A 19,967-nucleotide genomic window follows, 5' to 3' on the forward strand; every position below is an offset into this window, starting at 1 on the left:
ATGGAGTATAGGATAACTGTTTGCGCCCGTGCAATTTTCTTAAATTTATGTGTCAGTTTTTCTGATGGCGCTACAGGCTTCTATATGGCATGGAAGAACACCGTTTGATCATCATTCATGGCTGTAAAGACCGAAGACATGAAGACGTTGCTGTTGCTCAGGCATGCAAAATCAAGCTGGTCCGACCCCGGTCGGGCCGACCATGACCGTGAACTCAACCGTCGCGGCGAAAAGGCGGCACCATTTATGGGGCGTTTCCTGCGTGAGCAGGCCCTGATACCTGATCTTGTCTGGTGTTCGACGGCGGCCCGCACGGTGCAGACACTTGGTCTTCTGGGGCGCGATTTTGCCACCCATGCCGATGTGATCTATAGCGAAGATCTTTATATGGCCGGTGAAAGCGTGTTGCTTGAAAGCCTTCATCACACCCATGAAGACGCGACGTCGGTGATGTTTATCGGTCATAATCCCGGTATCGAGATGTTTGCGCAGGCACTGTTCGGGGCCGGGGACGCCGAGGCCCGAGATGCAATGGCGCGCAAATATCCGACATGCGCGCTGGCGCATTTCAAATTTGATGTGGAAAGCTGGACGGATATCACCTTTGGCTCCGGCACCCTGATCGGCTTTACCAAGGTCAAGGATTTGCAGGCAATCAAGGTCGGATCGTGACGAACTGGCGATCTGCAAGTTGGTGATATGCAAGACGGGCACTTGACGCGCCGCCTTCGAGAGCGTTTTATACCGCGGAAATTTTGACGCCGCGTATGAACGGCAGTGAACACATCACCGCGAAACGTTCCGAAAATGTCGGAACGGGTCTGTTGTGGTGCGTTTTTTGTTTGACAGCGCGGGTCTGGCATGCACCTTTGCGGCCAAATTGGCGGCCCAAAATATAAAGCAACCTGGAATGACAATGCATCCTTATCGCTCACATAATTGTAATGCGCTGCGCGCGACTGACGCAGATGCGGAAGTTCGTCTGTCTGGCTGGATTCACCGTAAGCGTGACCACGGCAACCTTCTGTTTGTTGACCTGCGCGACCATTACGGCATCACCCAGGTCGTGATCGACATTTCCAGCCCGCTGTTTGAAACGCTTGATAAAGCGCGCGCCGAAAGCGTGATCACGGTCGATGGCAAGGTTGTCAAACGTACTGCGGAAACCATCAACCCGAATCTGCCGACCGGCGAGATTGAGGTTTATGCATCGAATATCGAAGTTCAGTCCGCGGCTGAAGTTCTGCCGATGCCGGTCTTTGGCGACGTTGAATATGGCGAGGAAATCCGCCTGCGTCACCGTTACCTTGATCTGCGTCGCGAAAGTGTTCATTCGAACATCGTTCTGCGTTCGAAGGTCATTTCGGCCATGCGTCAGAAAATGACTGCACAGGGCTTCCTTGAAATCCAGACCCCGATCCTGACGGCAAGCTCGCCGGAAGGCGCACGTGACTTCCTGGTTCCGTCGCGTATGCATCCGGGCAAGTTCTATGCGCTGCCGCAGGCTCCGCAGCAGTTCAAACAGCTTCTGATGGTTTCTGGCTTTGACCGTTACTTCCAGATTGCACCGTGCTTCCGCGATGAAGATGCACGTGCTGACCGCTCGCCGGGTGAATTCTATCAGCTCGACTTCGAGATGGCCTTTGCCACCCAGGAAGACGTGTTCGCCGCGATCGAGCCGGTTCTCTATGAGATCTTTGTCGAGTTCGGCGGTGGTCGTGATGTTACCCCGTTCCCGTTCCCGCGTATTCCGTTCGATGAATCGATGGCGAAATACGGTTCGGACAAGCCGGATCTGCGTAACCCGCTTCTGATTTCCGATGTAACCGAGCCGTTCCGTGGTTCGAGCTTTGGTATCTTTGCCTCGAACATCGAAAAAGGTTCGGTCGTTCGCGCCATTCAGGCAACCGGTGCCGCTTCGCGTCCGCGCAGCTTCTTTGACAAGCTGAACTCATGGGCACGTGACGAGGGTGCGGCTGGTCTTGGCTATATCGTTTATGGCGAAGACGGCGAAGCAAAAGGCCCGATTGCCAAGAACCTTGATGCCGATCGTATTGCGCAGATCAAGGAAATCGCAGGCGTATCGAACGGCGATGCTGTGTTCTTCGTGTGTGACAAGGCCTTGGCTGCGGCCAAGTTTGCAGGCAAGGTCCGTGACAAGGTCTGTGACGAACTTGAACTGCGCGAAGAAGGTATGTTCAAGTTCTGCTGGATTGTTGACTTCCCGATGTATGAGGAAGATGACGACGGCAAGATCGAATTCAGCCACAACCCGTTCTCGATGCCGCAGGGCGGTCTTGAGTCGCTTGAAAACATGAACCCGCTTGATATCAAGGCCTGGCAGTATGACATCGTGTGTAACGGTATCGAGCTGTCGTCGGGTGCCATTCGTAACCACCGTCCGGACATCATGTACAAGGCGTTCGAAATTGCCGGTTACGGTCAGGACGTGGTCGAAGAACAGTTTGGCGGCATGCTTAACGCGTTCAAATTCGGCGCACCGCCGCACGGTGGTTCTGCCCCGGGTGTTGACCGTATCGTCATGTTGCTTGCTGACGAGCCGAACATTCGCGAAGTCATTGCCTTCCCGCTGAACCAGCAGGCACAGGATCTTATGATGAACGCGCCTTCGAATGTCGAAGACAAGCAGCTTAAAGAACTGCATCTGCGTGTTCAGCTGCCGCCGAAGGCGAAAAAAGACTGATTATGTTTCGGGGCTTCGGGCCCGGATATATCATGTGATGAACGGCCCGGGTTTGTCCGGGCCGTTTTCTTTTGTGCCAACTGGTTACCTAATATTAACTGCCGATGCGCCAAAGTACCGCGAAGATAACAAATTTGATCCTTCGGGGGATGGCCTGTGAAAAAGATACTCGTTGTGGCTGCACCATTGGCACTCGGTGCGTGCGGTGGGCCGATTGAGCTTACCGTCGCCAAGCTGGCAGGTGATTTGATCAGCTATGTGACCACAGGAAAAAGCACGACAGATCATGCTGTGTCCATCGTTGCCGAACAGGATTGCGCGCTGCATCGTCCGCTGTTTGATCAGGATATCTGCAAGGACGACGAAATCGTTCTTGCCGAAGAAGCAGCAGCACTCGCCCCACTGGGCGAGCCGGAAATCAAACAGGAAATCCGTACCGCCCGACCCGAGATTTATGCGGTCAATGCGCCCGCTGAGAACTGGTCACGCCCGGTTGATATGAATGCAACGCCGATTATCAAGACCGATCTTCCGCCGCGTGCAACAATTGCCCAAACCGAACTTGGCACGCCCGTAAGTGAAAAGCCGGTCGAAGTTGCCTCGGCATCCGAGCAGTTCGATGCCGGTGATGTTGTGTCCTATGGCAATGAAGGCAATGTGCTTGATCCGCAGGCCGAAGCCGATGCCGCGATTGCCGGTTATGTTCCCGACGCCAAACCGGCAGAAACCGCGCAGCCCGAAACAATGACAGCTGCCCTGGTTGATGCCGCGGTTATGACCGATGACAATGCGCCTGTGGCCAATGCAACCGGGATTGATGCAGCGGTCGATGGCAAGGGATTGGCTGGCGATGTACTTGCAGCACCTCTGCCGGGTGATTATGTGATCTTGGCAAGTTTTGCCAATGAAGCCCGTGCGCAGAAGGCCCTTGAGATTTACAACGAATATCAGCCCCGGCTTTTGACTGCACTTGTGAATGGTCGCAATTATATGCGGGTTGCAGTCGGTCCGCTTTCGGCAGAACATGCAAATGATTTACGCCTTCTTGCTGTCAAAAAGGGTGTTAAAGATCCCTGGATTGTCGGGATTGGCGCCACCGGAGAGTGATATTGTCGGTTTTGTTTTCGAAGTTTGAAGAAAGTCGGCGTTCCTTCGCAGGAACGCTGATCTTGTGTTTGGGGCTTGCAGGATGTGCGGCACAGGCTGGAAGTGTTTCCAGTGTCGAAAGTGCAATGATCCCGCATGTCGCGGAATATCATTTCAAGATGACCCGTTCTGATCAGGGGAGTTCGGTGGTTGATGCATCGGGTGTCCTTGGTTATCGCTTTGAAAAAATGTGCGATGGCTGGGTCACTGAAATGCAGCAGATCATGATTCTGCAAGGCGCGGAAGGAACCGCAATCAATTCAGCCTATTCCATGACCCAGTGGGAAGACTTTGCTGGCGCGCATTATCGTTTCCGGATGAGCGACTATCTTGACGGTACCAAGGTTGATGAAATCGTCGGATCGGCCGTCCGTGAAAGCGACGCTGTCAAGGTGAGCTATCAGGTCCCGGTTGAAGTGACCGAGGAGCTTCCGGCAGATACGATGTTCCCGACGCAGCATTCGGCAATGTTGCTTGAGCGCGCAGCGGCCGGTGAGAAATTTGGCAATGATCTTGTCTTTGATGGCAGTGGTGAAACACCGACCAACCGGATTGCCGTGGTCATTTCAGATCAAAAGAAGCCGGACCATAATGCTGATGATCCTGACAAGATCGCAACGACGCTGTTCCATCGCATGAATTTGGCATTCTATCCGCTGGGTGCTGCGGAAAATGGTCCTTCGACCGAGATGGCGGTGGATTTCGGGCTGAATGGGGTCGCCCATGCCATGCGGTTCGACTATGGCGAGTTCGAGGTGCTGGGAACGCTTGATAAGGTATCGTTGCTGCCGCAGCCTGATTGCGGGTCATGACCCGACGGGCATGCTGTTGCGTGTGATATGGTGTTAAGCCACAAAAAAAAGCCTGCCACAAATGGCAGGCTTTTTTTTGTGGGGGATTACCCTGATCATTTTCACGCAGCAGCGGCATTGCTGCTGGTATCGCAATAAAGCCCATAGAGTGTCTTGATGACACGCAGAGCTTCGTCACCATGCAACGAGTAGAAAATGGTCTGTGCCTCGCGACGGGTTTTAACAAGTTTGTCACGACGCAGGCGTGCAAGGTGCTGCGACAGGGCGGACTGGCTTAGCCCGACGATACGTTCTAGTTCGCCAACGGACTTTTCGCCTTCGTTAAGTTGGCAAAGAATAAGCAGTCTGCTCTGATTGCTCATGGCCTTTAACAGGGTGCTCGCCTGTTGGGCCTTTTGTTCTAAATGGTTTAGTTCCATTTGGCTTCCTTATAAGCCTGGCCGCAAGCGGCCATTGTCCCAATGAAAATCCGATTTTTTTTGTCATTTGATCCCATCAAAGCAGATGAAGATCATGCGACCGGAGTTTCCATTCCTTATACAACCTGAAAGGTTGTGGCTCTTGAACCCACCAAACACTAATGTTTGGCTCGTTCTTATTCTCAAGTATATGCCGGTTCTGTCAAGATGCAGTTTATTCTCAACAGGACATCATTTGATTGTTACTCGGTTGGAATACCTCGCGATACACCGGATTTCCGCGTTGATATCAGAAAGTTCACTGATAAGCGTTTCTTGATCCACCCCCTGACTTTTGCAAGGCTTAAAGGCAAAAATGCGCCGAATTACGGGCAATTTATCGTCTAAAGGTGTCTTTTGCGTCGCTTTCAGGAACTTCGTCGATTACGCAAATCTAACATCGAGAAAAAGGCGAAACTGTGAAAGTGATTACAATTTTAACGGTCAGAGGTCGCCCGGTTTGGTTTAAAAAACAACCAAAGAACTTGCAGCGCCCATGGGGGATATGCTGATTTAGAACAAAGCGGCGCGCCCGGCGTCGCGATTATGATACCAAAATCACGCATATAAGCAGGAGATGCGCAGCATAATCCTGCAAGACCCGATCATATTGCTGATCCAATCAGGAAGGCGACCAAAAGAGATGGCGACACTGTTCGTTACGCATCACGATTGCATTGAACATGATACCGGCCCGGGCCACCCGGAAAGCTCGGACCGATTGCGCGTCATTCAGCGTGTTTTCGAGGCCGAGGAATTCATGTTTCTTCACCGTGAAGAAGCCCCGCTGGGCGATATGGACCTGATCAAGGCTGTGCATGATCCGGCCTATGTCGACAAGGTGATGGCGTCTATTCCGGAAAGCGGCATCAAGTCACTTGATGGCGATACCTATATTTCGCCAAAATCGGGCAAGGCGGCGCTGCGTGCTGTCGGCGGGGCATGCGTTGCCGTTGACGCGGTCGTGGATGGTCATGAACATAATGCCTTTGTTGCCACGCGCCCGCCCGGGCACCATGCCGAATATGACCGGGCGATGGGATTCTGTCTGTTTAACAATGCCGCGATTGCCGCCCATTACGCGCGCAAGCGTTACGGTTTGAAACGCATCGCAGTGATGGATTTTGATGTTCATCACGGCAATGGTACGCAGGATTTGTTCTTTAACGATCCGGATCTGTTTTATTGTTCGACCCATCAATGGCCGCTTTATCCCGGCACCGGTGCCGAGACCGAACGGGGCTGTGCCAACAATATCCTTAATGTCGGATTGCCTGCAGGTGCCGGAACAGCCGAACTTCAGGCGGCCTTTAATGAAACCGTGATTCCGGGCATTTCAGCTTTCAAGCCGGAACTTCTGATCGTCTCGGCGGGGTTTGACGCCCACAAGAACGATCCGCTGGCAGGCCTGTGCTTCGAGACCGACGATTTCGTCTGGATCACCCGGCAATTAATGGCGCTTGCCGATGCGCAATGCGACGGGCGTCTGGTGTCGCTTCTTGAGGGCGGATATGATTTGCCGTCGCTTGCCGAAAGTGTGCTGCAGCATGTACGAACCCTTATGACGGGCTAAGGGATGGCGACTGTTATCCTAATGTTTAGACAAGACGAAATTCCACTCTGTCTGGTTGCCCTGATCAGGACTTACGCGTAAACTCCGGCGCACTCAAAGAAATGGAGCTTACATGTCCGAGGCTACTTCATCTTCCGCCATCCCTGATGATATCGCAAAACTCAGCTTTGAAGAGGCATTGGGTCAGCTAGAGACCCTTGTCCGCCAGCTTGAGCAGGGCCAGGTTGGACTGGATGACGCGATTGCATCATATGAACGTGGTGCAGCCCTGAAACGTCATTGTGCGGACAAGTTACGTGCGGCCGAAGAGCGCATTGAAAAAATCACCCTGAATGCGGATGGCCGCCCGTCGGCAACCCCAATTGAAATTGAATAGGGCGATTGCCCCTTAACTTTCGGAGACCGTGGTGAGTTACGACCTGCTTGCCGGACTGAGTGCAGCGTCTGCCGATCTTGGTGAGACACTCGACAAAATTTTACCGCGTGCCAATGGCCAGATTGAGCAGCGCCTGTTTCAGGCGATGCGTTATTCCACCTTGGGCGAGGGCAAACGCCTGCGCCCGTTTCTGGTGCTGAGCTCGGCATCTTTGTTCAAGGTGTCACGCCATTCTGCTTTGCGCGTTGCTGCGGCGGTCGAGATGGTTCACAGCTATTCGCTGATCCATGATGATCTGCCCGCGATGGATGATGATGATCTGCGGCGCGGCAAGCCAAGCTGCCACAAGCAGTTTGACGAGGCGACCGCAATCCTTGCCGGTGACGCGCTTCTGACCCAGGCATTCGAAGTTCTGGCAGACGAAGACACCCATCCTGATCCGCGTGTCTGTACCGATCTTGTGCGTGCGCTTGCCCGTGCGGCGGGGCCGCATGGCATGGTGGGGGGGCAGATGATCGATCTGGCGGGCGAAGGCCAGTCCCTTGATCAGGCACAGGTAACCCACCTTCATCTGCTGAAAACCGGTCGGATGTTTGCCTTTGCCTGCGAAGCCGGTGCCATTCTTGGCAAGGCACCCAAAAGCATTCGCATGGCGTTGCGGTCCTATGCCCATGACATGGGCTTGGCATTCCAGATCAAGGATGACCTGCTTGATGTCGAGGCAAGTTCCGAAGAACTTGGCAAGACTGCAGGCAAGGATATCGATCAGGACAAGTCGACCTTTGTCAAATTGCTGGGGCTGGAACAGGCTCGCGATCAGGCAAAGATGCTGTGTGATCAGGCGATCAACCATCTGAGCTGCTTTGACGATGAAGCCGAACCGCTGCGTGCAGTGGCGCGGTTCGTTGTTGAACGCGGCCGGTAATCCAGACAGTCACGCGCCCCACCATGACTGATCAGCCAAAATATACAGCCGGTTTTCGTGACCGGCTGTTTGACAAGGACCCGTTCCCGCTTGCGATCTGGTATCCGGCAGAAATGCCGGAAAAACCGGTGCGTCATATGGGGGTGGCATCCAGTGCGGCGCGCAATGTGCCCTTTGCCGGTGACGGGCTGTTTCCGATTGTGATGTTTTCGCATGGATCGGAAGGCCATCGGTTTAACCAGTTCTGGTTGGCCGAATATCTGGCACGGCGCGGCTATATTGTGGCCGCCCCGCAGCATGAAGGGGATAATTACCTTGATGCGTCCGATGCAAGGCAATTGACGATCATTGAACGACGCCCGCGCGAAATGCGTCTGGCGCTTGATCTGTTGCTTGATCATGGGGAAATCGCCGATCACATCGACCCGGATCGCATTTACGCGCTGGGCCATTCGGCTGGCGGGGCGACGGTCCTTAAGCTGGCGGGATGGGATTTTGATGCCAAGGCCTGGCAAAGTTACTGTGCGCTCAATGCCGAAAGTGACAGGGTGATTTGCCAGTTTGCGCCAACGGATGATCACATTGACCAGCTTCATGCCGCCAATGGCGGGCCGGTGGTTTCGGAATATGATCCGAGGATTGCGGCAATCATTGCAGTGACACCGGCATTTGGTGTGGCGGCCACTGATGATGGCCTGTCGGATGTTTCCGTGCCGATGCTGTTTGTCGAGGCCGATAGAGACGAAATCCTGCATGATCACGTCAATGCCGCGCATTTCCGAAAGCTTCTGCGCGGGCGGGCAAAGTTTGTCCGGGTCAAAGGGGCCGGGCACTATTCATTCTTACCTCAATGTACCCCGTATATTGCTGAAAACTTTGGCTATTTATGCCGTGATTTTGGTCGTGAACGCGATGCCATTCATCGCACTGTCGAACAAGTTGTTTACGGCTTTCTCGAACGTGTGAAATCAGGTGAAATTCAGGGTCGCTAATTCAGTTGAACCTCGCTATTTTACGCAGCTTGCAACTTGGACATGGAAACGTCACCCTGTTGTAATCTACGCCATATAAAAATTGAAAATCGAGATCGGTATGAGCACGACCTCCAAGACCCCGCTGTTGGATACGATTAACACTCCTGACGAGCTGCGCAAATTGCAGCCTGCGCAGATGCGACAGGTGGCAGACGAATTGCGCGCCGAGGTGATTGATGCCGTATCTGTCACGGGCGGACATCTTGGTGCAGGCCTTGGTGTGGTTGAGCTGACGGTTGCGATCCATTACCTGTTTGATACGCCGTATGACCGCGTGATCTGGGATGTCGGCCATCAGTGCTATCCGCATAAAATCCTGACCGGGCGTCGTGACCGTATTCGCACGCTACGCCAGGGCGGTGGTCTTTCGGGTTTCACCAAGCGATCCGAGTCCGAATATGATCCGTTCGGGGCGGGCCACAGCTCCACCTCGATCTCGGCCGGTCTTGGCATGGCGGTGGCCAACCAGCTTTCCGATGACAAGCGCAAGAATGTCATTGCCGTGATCGGCGACGGGTCGATGAGTGCGGGCATGGCCTATGAAGCCATGAACAATGCTGCGGCCACCGACCAGCGTTTGATTGTCATCCTGAACGATAACGACATGTCGATTGCCCCGCCGGTGGGCTCCATGTCGGGTTATCTGTCACGCCTGATTTCCGGCAAGGGCTATCAGGGGCTGCGCAACGCTGCGAAGGGCCTGACAAAGCATCTGCCGCGCCAGATCGAAGAAGCTGCGCGCAAGCTTGAAGAATATACCCGTGGCATGGTCACGGGCGGGACCCTGTTTGAAGAAATGGGATTCTTCTATGTCGGTCCGATTGATGGTCACAACATGGATCATCTGTTGCCGGTACTTAAAAATGTACGTGATGCCGATGTTGATGGTCCGATCCTGATCCATGCGGTCACGCAAAAGGGCAAGGGTTATGGCCCGGCCGAAAGTGCCGCAGACAAATATCATGGCGTTGCCAAGTTTGATGTGGTGACCGGGAAACAGGCCAAGCCAACCCCGAATGCGCCAAGCTACACCAAGGTGTATGGCGAAACGCTGGTCAAGCTTGGTGAAAAGGACGAAAAAGTCACGGCAATTACCGCCGCCATGCCATCGGGCACCGGTGTGAATATCTTTGCCGACCGTTTCCCGGATCGTGCCTTTGACGTTGGCATTGCCGAACAGCACGCGGTGACCTTTGCCGCCGGTATGGCGTGCGAGGGCTACAAGCCGTTTTGCACGCTTTATTCGACCTTCCTGCAGCGTGGCTATGATCAGGTTGTTCATGATGTTGCGATCCAGAACCTTCCGGTGCGTTTTGCAATGGACCGTGCAGGTCTGGTCGGCGCGGATGGTGCAACCCATGCCGGGGCCTATGACATTGCCTATCTTGGTTGTTTGCCGAACTTTGTTCTGATGGCTGCTGCTGATGAGGCGGAACTGGTTCACATGACCACGACCGCATGGGCGATTGATGACCGGCCGAGTGCGTTCCGCTATCCGCGTGGCGAGGGTGTTGGTGTTGAAATGCCGACCGAGGGACAGGTTCTTGAAATCGGCAAGGGCCGCATTCTGCGCGAAGGTGGAAAGATTGCCATTCTGTCCTATGGTACCCGTCTGGCAGAAGCCCTTCTGGCGGCAGAGGATCTGGCAGCGCGCGGTCTTCCGGCAACGGTTGCCGATGCACGCTTTGCCAAGCCGCTTGATCACCAGTTGATCGCCGATCTTGCCCGCAATCATGAAGTCCTGATCACTATCGAAGAAGGCTCGATCAACGGCTTTGGCGCGATGGTCCTTCAGCACATGGCAGGGCAGGGGCTTTTGGATAACGGTCTTAAAATCCGTACCATGGCATTGCCCGATAGCCTGATTGATCACGACAAGCCGGAAATCCAGTATCAGAAAGCCGGTCTGGATGCCGCAGCTATTGTCAAGACGGCCCTTGGTGCGCTTGGTCTGAGCGAGAGCAAGGCGCGGGCCTAAACCGGATTGATCATCGGGTCTGTTGAAATACAAACAGCGCAGATAGCGATATCTGCGCTGTTTTCATTTCGGAGACTGGTGGACCTTATTCGACGTAAATCATCTTGTGCGTCATGCCGCCATCAATGCGGATGGTTTCACCCGTCATAAAGCCCGATTTCGTTGCATCCAGAAGGAAGCTTACCGCCTGTGCAATGTCGTTTGGGGTGCCGACGCGCCCGACCGGATGTTGGGATTTGTCGGTTTCACTATGTTCGGGTCGGGATCGGTTGGATGATTTCTGCCAGTCGCCGACTTCGATCCAGCCCGGGGCAATGGCATTGACGCGAACGTCGCCCGCAAGGCTGACCGCAAGGGCGTGGGTCAGGGCAACGACACCACCCTTGGATGCGGCATAGGATTCTGTATTGGCTTCGGATTGAAACGCGCGGGTCGATGCGATGTTCACAATCGCACCCTTGGTGTGGCGCAGATGTTGTGTTGCATGTTTGGTCGCAAGGAACACACCACCCAGATTGACATTGATCACACGCTGCCACTGATCCCATTCAAGGTGCTCAATACCACCCGAACGCGGATTTGCAATGCCGGCATTATTGACCAGACCATCAATGCGCCCGAACCGGTCAACGGTTTGCTGAACAGCAAGTTTGACGTCGCTTTCGTTTGCGACGTCACCAGCGATAAACAGGGCGCGGTCCTGCTGTTCGGGGGCAAGGGCGTCAAAGGCCTCTTTGCCGGCGTCTTCATCGCGATCAAACAGCGTTACCCGCCAACCGGTATCAAGAAGGTGTTTTGAAATGCCAAGACCCAGACCCTGTGCCGCACCTGTGACAAAAGCGACCAGTTGATCAGACGCGTTGCTCATATTTGCCCCGTGTTCGAGTGTGGAAAATAGGATCGGCCAGAACAGCCGACTTGCGGAAAATGGTCGTGTTTTTCAGGGATTGCAATGGCTGGTGGCGCGGAAGTGCAGATTGCTCAGACAGATGGCGACTTGATCGCGGGATCAAGCTGATCAAGCAGCGCATGCACAAAGCCCTTTTGCCGCGGGTTCAGGTTTCGCCGCGAGGCTGTCTGTTGCAGGGCGTCGGTCGCCTCGATATGCAGGCGGTAATGGCCCGGGTCCTGATCAATTGTTGTTGCACGTTCGCTGTCATCCCCAAAGACCATCCTGTGACAGCGTCCTGCATCCGATGAGGTAAAGGCACGGCAGGACAGCGGACGGACATCATAGATGCTACAGCGGTTATCTTCGCCCAGAAGCGGGCAGCGCACGCGAACCTCGGCCGTTGTTTTCGACTGTTCGATGATCGCTGCGGCATTTTTTAAACGGGCAAGAAGGTCTGTCTGTTCGCGGTGATCAAATGTCTTGCGTATGTGATCGGCAATCAGGCTTGTGACACCGGGTGGAACACTGACAAACAGATTGCAGCAAGCACTGCATTGATCGCAGCAATCGTGATGCTGCGGATTTGGGAAACTTGATGCGATGGCCTTAGAGGCCGTGTCGACCATGGACATTGCCAAACGTGCGGCATCGGCCATGGTTGGCTGGGCATCAAGGGCATGTTCAAGTTCGCGCCGGAAGGTCTGGAACATATCGTCATAGCGACGGGATGCCTCGCAGGTGAGCGCACCTGTGGTGGCAATACTTTGCGATATCTTGTCAATGGCGTCGTCAAGTTCGGCCATATATCCCAGCGTCTTCCTGATGGGCGCATTAAGGTTACCAGCGCCGTGGTTGTTATCTGTTTTCTAATTTAGCATCTTGGCGTTCTAAATCCTAACAAGGACATAACAGCAGGTAACGGAAGGGGAAACGTCGGGTCGATGGCCTGCGTTCAGACAAAAAAATTCCGGCCAGATCGGCTCTGACCGGAAGGTTGGGTCTATGACCCTTTGGGTGCTGTCTGTCAGGACAGCGGGAGATATTGGCTACATCACATCATGCAGCAGGGGAGGTAAAGGTGTCGGCATATTGCTTGCGCAGTTCGGCCTTTTGAATTTTGCCCATGGTGTTGCGCGGCAATTCCTTGATCACCCAGATGCGCTTGGGAACCTTGAATTTTGCAAGCTTGTCCTGGGTGCGTTTGATGATGGTATCGGTGTCGGCTGTTTCGCCCTTGGCGGCAACAATGACACCGGCAACGGCTTCGCCGAAATCGGGATGGGGCAGGCCGAAGATGGCGACTTCCTCGACCTCGTCATATTCGGCGATGACTTCCTCGACTTCTTTTGGATAGACGTTGAAACCACCCGAAATGATCAGGTCCTTGTCGCGACCGACAATCGTGACATAGCCGTCTTCACCGATGGTTGCGAGATCACCCGTGATAAAGAAGCCGTCGGTGCGGAATTCCGAGGCGGTCTTTTCCGGCATCTGCCAGTAGCCTTTGAACACGTTCGGCCCGCGCACTTCGAGAACGCCTATTTCGCCAGCGCCCAGAACATTGCCATCCTTGTCACAAACCCGTGCCTCGATCCCCGGAAGGGTCGGGCCAACCGCACCAGGACGACGTTCACCGTCCAGCGGGTTCGACGTGTTCATGCAGGTTTCGGTCATGCCGTAACGCTCAAGAATTTTATGACCGGTACGTTCAAAGAACGCATCATGGGTTTCGGCCAGAAGCGGTGCGGACCCCGACACAAACAGCCGGATGTTGGCGGTAACATCCTTATTGAACTGCGGATGAGACAGCAGGCGGGTATAGAAGGTCGGAACGCCCATCAAGACGGTAGATTGTGGCAGACGTTCAATAACGTCATCAGCATCGAATTTCGGAAGCAGGATGACCTTGCCACCATTCATCAGCATGATGTTGATTGCCACAAACAGACCGTGGGTGTGAAACAGCGGCAGCGCATGCAAAAGCGTATCGCCCGGTTTGAAACCCCACGCCGAATGAAGCGTCCTGGCGTTTGAACCCAGATTGTTATGGGTCAGCATCGCGCCCTTGGACCGCCCCGTCGTGCCCGAGGTATAAAGGATTGCTGCAACATCATCCTTGTCGGCACTTACAATGTCGGTCATCGGTGTTGCACTGGCGGCCTGATCGTTGAGGCTGCCATCGCCATTGGAGCCAAGGGAAAGAACAGCAGCAACATTGTTCTGATCGCCAAGGGCCGTGGCAGCATCAATATGGGCAGGTCGGCACACAAAAACGCGCGGTGCGGCATCGCCAAGGAAATAGGCAATTTCGTCACCGGTATAGGCGGTATTGAGCGGCAGGTGAATGGCACCAAGCTGCAAGCAGGCAAGATAAAGCGCAATCACGTCAGATGACTTGTCGACCTGGGCTGCGACGCGGTCACCCTTGACCACCCCGTGGGAAGCAAGAACAGCGGCATAGCGACCGGTTCGATCAAGCAACCATGCAAAGCTGCGTTCCGTGCCGTCACGTTCGATCAGAAACGTGCGCGACTTGTCTGCCGGGAAACGGTCGAGGAAGGTTTGAAAAAGATTATCAGACATGGTCATACCTACTTAAATGCCGGCAAGCTGTGCGACGGATTTCGATGTTGCGATCTTTCCGTCATTCATCAGCGCTTCGTGATTTTTCTCAATGCTGTCAAGGTGGTAGGCATAATTGACCATCATGCCGCCCGCTTGGCGCAGTCCCTTGATTGATGTGTCTCCCAGCCAGTTCAGCCGTTCAAGCTGTGCGCCATTGCCAAGATGGAAACGTGCGGTGGGATCAAGCGGTGATTTCCCGCGTTTGCAAGTCGCAAGATATGTCGCACAAAGGGCAATCGTCGGTTTGCGCAGGGCTTCGACCTTTTCCGGATCATCAATCCAGTGATCATCACTAAGCCCTTCAAGAACCTGACTGGCAAGACCGGCGTCATCGGCCTTGCTTTTCTGGCGGGTCCGCAGCCAGCCCATAAAGCCCGGAATGGGCGACAGGGTCGCAAACTGTTTAAGTTGCGGGAACTCGCGTTTGAGTTCCTCGACAACCTGTTTGATCAGGAAGTTGCCAAACGAAATGCCCTTAAGCCCGGCCTGACAGTTACTGATTGAATAGAAGATTGCAGTATTGGCTGTATCAGGAGCCTTTTCATCAATCTCGGGTGCGAGAAGGGCCTGAACACTATCGGCCAGCCCATGAACGAGTGCGACTTCGACAAAGATCAGCGGATCATCGGGAATGGCGGGATGGAAGAAGGCAAAGCATTTCCGGTCTGTTGCCAGACGGCGGCGCAAATCATCCCAGCCCTGAATTTCATGGACTGCTTCATAGCGGATCAGCTTTTCAAGGATCGCAGCCGAGGTATCCCAGTCAATGTGACGCAGTTCAAGAAAACCACGGTTAAACCAGCTGGTCAGCAGATGCTGCATATCGGCATTCAGCGGTTCGAGATCGCGGTTGGTTTTCAAAAGCCCGATCAGGATTTCACGCATATCAACAATGGCCCGGGTTCCGCCCGGTGCCATATTGATCCGGCGTAGCAATTCCTGACGTGCAGGTTCTGATGCCTGGGTCAGGGCCGCCAGATTGGTTTCTGACGGGTCCTTGGCAAAGGCATCGGCGGCCTTGGTGACCTTGGCGCGATCTGCACTAAAGTCGTTCTGCATCATCTGGAAGAACCGAAGATGATCCTCCTCTGGCAGATTTTCCCAAAGCCGGACCACTTCGCGGGCAACGGCGGTGCCACGGGCCTCGCCTTTTTGCGAGACGAGGTCCTTGCACATGGCGCGAAGCTGCGCAAACGGGTCCTGCGGGGTGGAAATTGGCAGATCAAGCAATTCCCGACCACGGTCGGCGATGCTTGAAATCCAGCTCCTGACAGAAATCCCTGACATTAGCGTCCTCCAATAACCGTTTCTGGAAGCCAGGTGGCGATTTGCGGGAAGAAGCAAAGAATGATGATCGCAACGACCATGCACAGCACATAAGGCATGGCACCTTTGAGGATCGTCTGCAGGCGAATATCTGGCGCAATGCCATTGATGACATACAGGTTCAAACCGACCGGCGGGGTGATCAGGCCGATTTCCATGTTGATGGTCAGGATGACGGCAAACCAGTAGGGGTCAAAGCCGGCATTGATGATCACCGGAAGCAGGATCGGCGCACTCATCAGGATCACGGCAACCGGCGGCAGGAAGAAGCCGCTGATCAGCAGGAACAGGTTGATGAAGCCCATCAGGACCCAGCGGTTTACTTCAAGTGCTGAAATCCATTGTGCGATCGACTGGGTGATGAACAGGGATGACAGCATATAGCTGAACAGGCCTGCAGCCCCGATGATCAGAAGAATCATCACCGACTCTTTGGTGGTGTCACGCATGACGTGCCACAGCTGGCCGGGCTTCCACATCTTGTAAATGATCATTGCGGTGATCAGGCAGAACAGTGCACCCACACCGGCCGTTTCCGACGGGGTCGCAACGCCGCCGTAAAGAGCAAACAGAACCGCGCCGATGATGACAAGGAAGGGCAGAACACGCGGAAGGATTTCAAACTTTTCCTTCCAGCTGTATTTGATCACGCCAAGCGCAGCCTGGGCATTGCCCTGACGCCAGGTCGAATAAAGCGACCAGGTCATGAAAAGGGCGGTAACCAGAAGACCCGGCAGAAGGCCTGCAAGGAAAAGCCGACCAATCGAGGTCTCGGTCGAAATACCATACACGATCATGGTCACACTTGGCGGGATCAGAATGCCAAGGGTGCCGCCCGCTGCGATGGAGCCGGCGGCCACGGTGTCGGGAAAACCGCGTTCACGCATTGCAGGAATGCCCATCTTGCCGATGGCAGCACAGGTTGCAGGTGAAGAACCCGAAAGAGCCGAAAAGATCGCACATGCCCCCAGGTTGGAAATAACCAATCCTCCTGGCACGCGCGTCAACCAGCGATCAAGAACGGAATAAAGGTCGCCACCGGCACGTGACGAGGCCACAACCGCCCCCATCAGGATAAACATCGGGATGGCAAGAACTTCAAAGCTTTCAAGTTTGCCAAACAGGATTTCAGGCAGCAAAGGCAGGGAACCGGTGCCATCGAAGATGATGATGAACCCGACACTGACCAGAAGCAGGCCGATGCCGACAGGAATGCCGGAAAAAAGGACAACGGTGGTTGCGATGCCAACAATGGCCGCAAGAAGCAAAGGATCCATAATGCGGCCTCCTTAGAATGCGTCATCGCGCAGATCGAACGGGGTCGACCGGCGAGTGACAAGGGACAGGAAGTCGGCAAGGAACTGCAAGAACAGCAGGCCAAAACCGATTGGCAGGGCGGTATATGGTTTCCAAAGCGGAACAGCCCAGATCGTTTCAGACAGCCATCCGCCTTCAAATGCCTCGATCACAAGCTCAAGTCCGTAAAAGCCGAACATGGCGCTGATGGCCATTCCACATAGAAGGGTGAGAACGGCAAGCGTCATGCGTGCGCCGTGTTTGAGATAAAGCGGCAGCAAGTCCACATTCACATGGCCACGCAACAGCTGGACATAGGGCAGGCCGATCAGGGTTGCGCCGATCATCAGGAAAATCACAGCTTCGGTTTGCCAGACAGTCGATTCATTAAGCACATAGCGCATGAAAACCAGCTGGCAGATGATCAGCATTGAAATGCCGAACATGGATGCCGACGCGATTCCGCAAATGCGCGATGCCGTATGAATGACGGCAATGAATGCATCAAGCGGCCCTTTGGGCGGAGCCGCACGATTGGCGGCATTGACATTTTGATCGTCGATGGGCTCGACATCAGGCGGGGGCGGCATATCGGATTTAACGGAATGCGACGCACTTGGGGTCTGCGCGAAATCATCGGGCAGATCAATTGGAAGTGGGTGCGGGGACATGGCGTTGGACACGCGCGTACTCCTCTGACGGAACCTGATTGTTCTGTATTTTTATATTATTCGGGAAATGGGGTGGTGCCGAACGCCTCGGCACCACCAGCGCATCATCAATGGATCACTTTACAGCAAGTGCCATATCAAGAAGTTCCTGACCGTTCGGGGTCTCTTCGACGAACTTCTTGTAAGAGGTTTCCATGGCAAGTTTCTGCCATTCTGCGAAATCCTCATCGGTGAGTTCTGCGATTTCCACACCGGCATTCTTGAAGACATCGATGCTGTCAGAATCCTGCTTGCGGCCTTCGGTGGTGTAATATTCTTCCGCTTTCTTTGCCGCAGCGGCAAGGGCATCTTTCTGAGCATCATTCAGCTTGTCATAGCTTTTCTTCGACATCAGAACCGGTTGATACATGAACCACAGCGCATTGCCTGCTGCCGGGGTATAGCATTTGACCTGCTCATAGATGCGATAGGAAACGAAGCTCGACGAGCTGGTGTTGGTGGCGTCAAGAACGCCGGTCTGCATTGCCGGATAGATTTCCGAGCTTGGCATCGCAGCGATTGAAGCACCGGCACCTTCAAGCATCTGCTCGAACGATTTACCAGCTGCACGAATCTGCAGGCCTTTTACGTCTTCCGGCTTTTGGATGCAGCCCTTGGTCGATGCAAAGCCACCGGCAAGCCAGCCCTTGGCAACCGTAACAACACCATCTTCGTTCAGCAGACCTTCAATCTTGTCCATGAACGGGGAGGTGTTGATGCGGTTTGCGTGGTCATGGTTTTTGACCAGTGCAGGCATCAGGGTCAGGTTGGCAGCAGGGACACGACCACCGGCATAGGCCAGCGGATAAACAATCATGTCAAGCTGGCCACGCGTCATCGGAGTCCACTGCTCCTTTGCCTTGAACAGGGAACCGGACGGGAAGATCTGGATTTCCAGATCAACATTGGCGGCTTTGACTTCGTTGGCAATGATTTCGGCAACCTTGTGGCGGATATCGCTGGTCGACCACTGATGTGACAGTTTCAGCGTTTCTGCATTGGCGGATGCGGACATGCCAAAAGCGGCAACAGACAGAGTAATGGCGGCGACAGACGCCGAAAGGGTCTTCTTGAAAATCTTCATCTTTTCCTCCCGGATGAAGCATGCGTTCTGGATGCATTTTGACGGCTTTTTGCGCGTCTTATTATTGATGCGGTTTTCGCATTAGTCGAAAGCGTTACAGATTTCTGGCATTCTGTCTATGCAATTTTGTATACCAGAAATGCGTTTTGCAGTGCCACAAACCCGCGCTTGAGTATTTGCCTGCAAACTGGCGGAAATCGGCATGTAACTTTTGCGATGCAATATTGAAACTCTGCAAAGCAGCAGAGAAAAGGCTTTGATTAGTACCATTTTATGTGTTCTGGTATACCAGTAACCGAATATGGATGAGGGCGTTTTATGGCGCAAAACGGTAAGCTTGCTGCGGATCTGGTACAGAAACTTGAACGCGATATTGTGACCGGCATTCTCAAGCCCGGCGACAAGCTTGACGAACGTTCGCTGAGCGAACGGTTCGGCGTTTCGCGTACACCGGTCCGGGAGGCTCTGCAGACTCTTGCCGGTTCCGGTCTTGTGGCAACCATGCCCCGCCGCGGAACGATTGTTGCGTCAATCACAGTCGCCGAACTGATCGAGATGTTTGAAGTCATGGCCGAGCTTGAGGCCATGTGCGCACGTCTCGCCGCCCGCCGGATGCCGCGTGCTGATATTGAAAACCTGATTGCACTGTCTGAAGAGTGCAGCGCGCTTCAGGGGCATGCGGATGCAGATGCCTATTATGAGGCCAATGTGCGTTTCCACGAAGCAATCTATGCCGGTTGCCGGAACAGTTTTCTGGAACGCCAGACCAAAAATGTCCGCAATCGTCTGGCGCCCTATCGTCGGTTGCAGCTTCATCGTCCGGGCCGTGTTAAAAAATCAAACAATGAACATGCCGAAATCCTGAGCGCCATTTCAAACGGCGAGGCCGATGTCGCCGGCAAGCTGATGCAGCAACATGTCGCTGTTCAGGGCGAAGCCCTTAACGACCTTCTCGCCATTGTCCCGCGCGGATATCTTGAACCGCTGGCGAGTTAGGCGATCTGTTCCGATCACAGTGAAATTACCGT

General features: G+C 54.2%; 18 protein-coding genes. 10 read left to right on the forward strand and 8 right to left on the reverse strand.

Translation table 11 applies throughout. The features are described from left to right. Positions 1–117 precede the first annotated feature (117 nt). The 4 genes from ACTU44_RS09565 to ACTU44_RS09580 all read left to right on the forward strand — a co-directional run bounded on the left by ACTU44_RS09565 (position 118) and on the right by ACTU44_RS09580 (position 4,662). Positions 118–672 carry a SixA phosphatase family protein gene (locus ACTU44_RS09565; RefSeq protein WP_462097301.1) on the forward strand — a complete coding sequence of 185 codons (555 nt, stop codon included), beginning with the start codon at positions 118–120 and terminating at the stop codon, positions 670–672. 244 nt (positions 673–916) lie between these two features. Beyond that, complete coding sequence (aspS, locus tag ACTU44_RS09570) at positions 917–2,704, forward strand: aspartate--tRNA ligase (RefSeq protein ID WP_114098881.1); 1,788 nt, start codon at positions 917–919, stop codon at positions 2,702–2,704. Positions 2,705–2,860: 156 nt separating this feature from the next. Continuing rightward, a complete protein-coding gene (locus ACTU44_RS09575) occupies positions 2,861–3,811 on the forward strand; it encodes an SPOR domain-containing protein (RefSeq protein WP_462097302.1) in 951 nt (316 codons plus the stop codon). Continuing rightward, a complete protein-coding gene (locus tag ACTU44_RS09580; RefSeq protein ID WP_462097303.1) occupies positions 3,808–4,662 on the forward strand; it encodes an EipB family protein in 855 nt (284 codons plus the stop codon). The genes ACTU44_RS09575 and ACTU44_RS09580 overlap by 4 nt, the downstream gene beginning before the upstream one ends. Before the next feature lie 101 nt (positions 4,663–4,763). Here the strand turns inward: ACTU44_RS09580 and ACTU44_RS09585 are convergent, their stop codons facing one another. Next, entirely contained in the window at positions 4,764–5,081 is a 318-nt protein-coding gene (locus ACTU44_RS09585) for an ArsR/SmtB family transcription factor (RefSeq protein WP_068518198.1), read from the reverse strand. A 682-nt stretch (positions 5,082–5,763) separates the two neighbouring features. Here ACTU44_RS09585 and ACTU44_RS09590 point away from each other — a divergent pair. The 5 genes from ACTU44_RS09590 (at position 5,764) to dxs (ending at position 11,006) form a co-directional block, all read left to right on the forward strand. Beyond that, positions 5,764–6,693 carry a histone deacetylase family protein gene (locus tag ACTU44_RS09590; RefSeq protein ID WP_462097304.1) on the forward strand — a complete coding sequence of 310 codons (930 nt, stop codon included), beginning with the start codon at positions 5,764–5,766 and terminating at the stop codon, positions 6,691–6,693. 112 nt (positions 6,694–6,805) lie between these two features. Continuing rightward, entirely contained in the window at positions 6,806–7,069 is a 264-nt protein-coding gene (locus ACTU44_RS09595) for an exodeoxyribonuclease VII small subunit (RefSeq protein ID WP_114098781.1), read from the forward strand. Between the two features lie 28 nt (positions 7,070–7,097). Beyond that, the gene (locus ACTU44_RS09600) at positions 7,098–7,994 is read left to right on the forward strand and encodes a polyprenyl synthetase family protein (protein ID WP_114098780.1); all 897 of its coding nucleotides are present in this window, start codon (positions 7,098–7,100) and stop codon (positions 7,992–7,994) included. A gap of 23 nt (positions 7,995–8,017) precedes the next feature. Continuing rightward, positions 8,018–8,986: an alpha/beta hydrolase family protein gene (locus ACTU44_RS09605; RefSeq protein WP_462097305.1), complete on the forward strand. Its 969-nt coding sequence runs from the start codon at positions 8,018–8,020 to the stop codon at positions 8,984–8,986. Between the two features lie 100 nt (positions 8,987–9,086). Next, positions 9,087–11,006: a 1-deoxy-D-xylulose-5-phosphate synthase gene (gene dxs, locus ACTU44_RS09610; protein ID WP_114098778.1), complete on the forward strand. Its 1,920-nt coding sequence runs from the start codon at positions 9,087–9,089 to the stop codon at positions 11,004–11,006. An 85-nt stretch (positions 11,007–11,091) separates the two neighbouring features. Here dxs and ACTU44_RS09615 read toward each other — a convergent pair whose 3' ends face one another. The 7 genes from ACTU44_RS09615 to dctP all read right to left on the reverse strand — a co-directional run bounded on the left by ACTU44_RS09615 (position 11,092) and on the right by dctP (position 18,939). After that, positions 11,092–11,874 carry a glucose 1-dehydrogenase gene (locus tag ACTU44_RS09615; RefSeq protein WP_462097306.1) on the reverse strand — a complete coding sequence of 261 codons (783 nt, stop codon included), beginning with the start codon at positions 11,872–11,874 and terminating at the stop codon, positions 11,092–11,094. A 113-nt stretch (positions 11,875–11,987) separates the two neighbouring features. Beyond that, positions 11,988–12,701 carry a YkgJ family cysteine cluster protein gene (locus ACTU44_RS09620; RefSeq protein ID WP_462097307.1) on the reverse strand — a complete coding sequence of 238 codons (714 nt, stop codon included), beginning with the start codon at positions 12,699–12,701 and terminating at the stop codon, positions 11,988–11,990. A 253-nt stretch (positions 12,702–12,954) separates the two neighbouring features. Continuing rightward, on the reverse strand, positions 12,955–14,481 hold the full coding sequence (locus ACTU44_RS09625) for a malonate--CoA ligase (protein WP_181850296.1): 1,527 nt from the start codon (positions 14,479–14,481) through the stop codon (positions 12,955–12,957). A 12-nt stretch (positions 14,482–14,493) separates the two neighbouring features. Further along, complete coding sequence (locus tag ACTU44_RS09630; protein ID WP_114098774.1) at positions 14,494–15,810, reverse strand: malonyl-CoA decarboxylase; 1,317 nt, start codon at positions 15,808–15,810, stop codon at positions 14,494–14,496. Then, complete coding sequence (locus ACTU44_RS09635) at positions 15,810–17,126, reverse strand: TRAP transporter large permease (protein WP_462097308.1); 1,317 nt, start codon at positions 17,124–17,126, stop codon at positions 15,810–15,812. The genes ACTU44_RS09630 and ACTU44_RS09635 overlap by 1 nt, the downstream gene beginning before the upstream one ends. A 12-nt stretch (positions 17,127–17,138) precedes the next feature. Then, positions 17,139–17,828, reverse strand: coding sequence for a TRAP transporter small permease (locus tag ACTU44_RS09640; RefSeq protein ID WP_336080500.1), 690 nt, complete (start codon positions 17,826–17,828; stop codon positions 17,139–17,141). A 103-nt stretch (positions 17,829–17,931) separates the two neighbouring features. Then, positions 17,932–18,939 (reverse strand): TRAP transporter substrate-binding protein DctP, encoded by a 1,008-nt coding sequence (dctP, locus tag ACTU44_RS09645; RefSeq protein WP_114098771.1) that lies wholly within the window; start codon positions 18,937–18,939, stop codon positions 17,932–17,934. Between the two features lie 318 nt (positions 18,940–19,257). Between dctP and ACTU44_RS09650 the strand changes: the two genes are divergently transcribed. Beyond that, positions 19,258–19,935 (forward strand): GntR family transcriptional regulator, encoded by a 678-nt coding sequence (locus ACTU44_RS09650; RefSeq protein ID WP_114098770.1) that lies wholly within the window; start codon positions 19,258–19,260, stop codon positions 19,933–19,935. Positions 19,936–19,967 lie beyond the last annotated feature (32 nt).

The sequence above is a fragment of the Thalassospira sp. SM2505 genome (genome assembly GCF_054901115.1).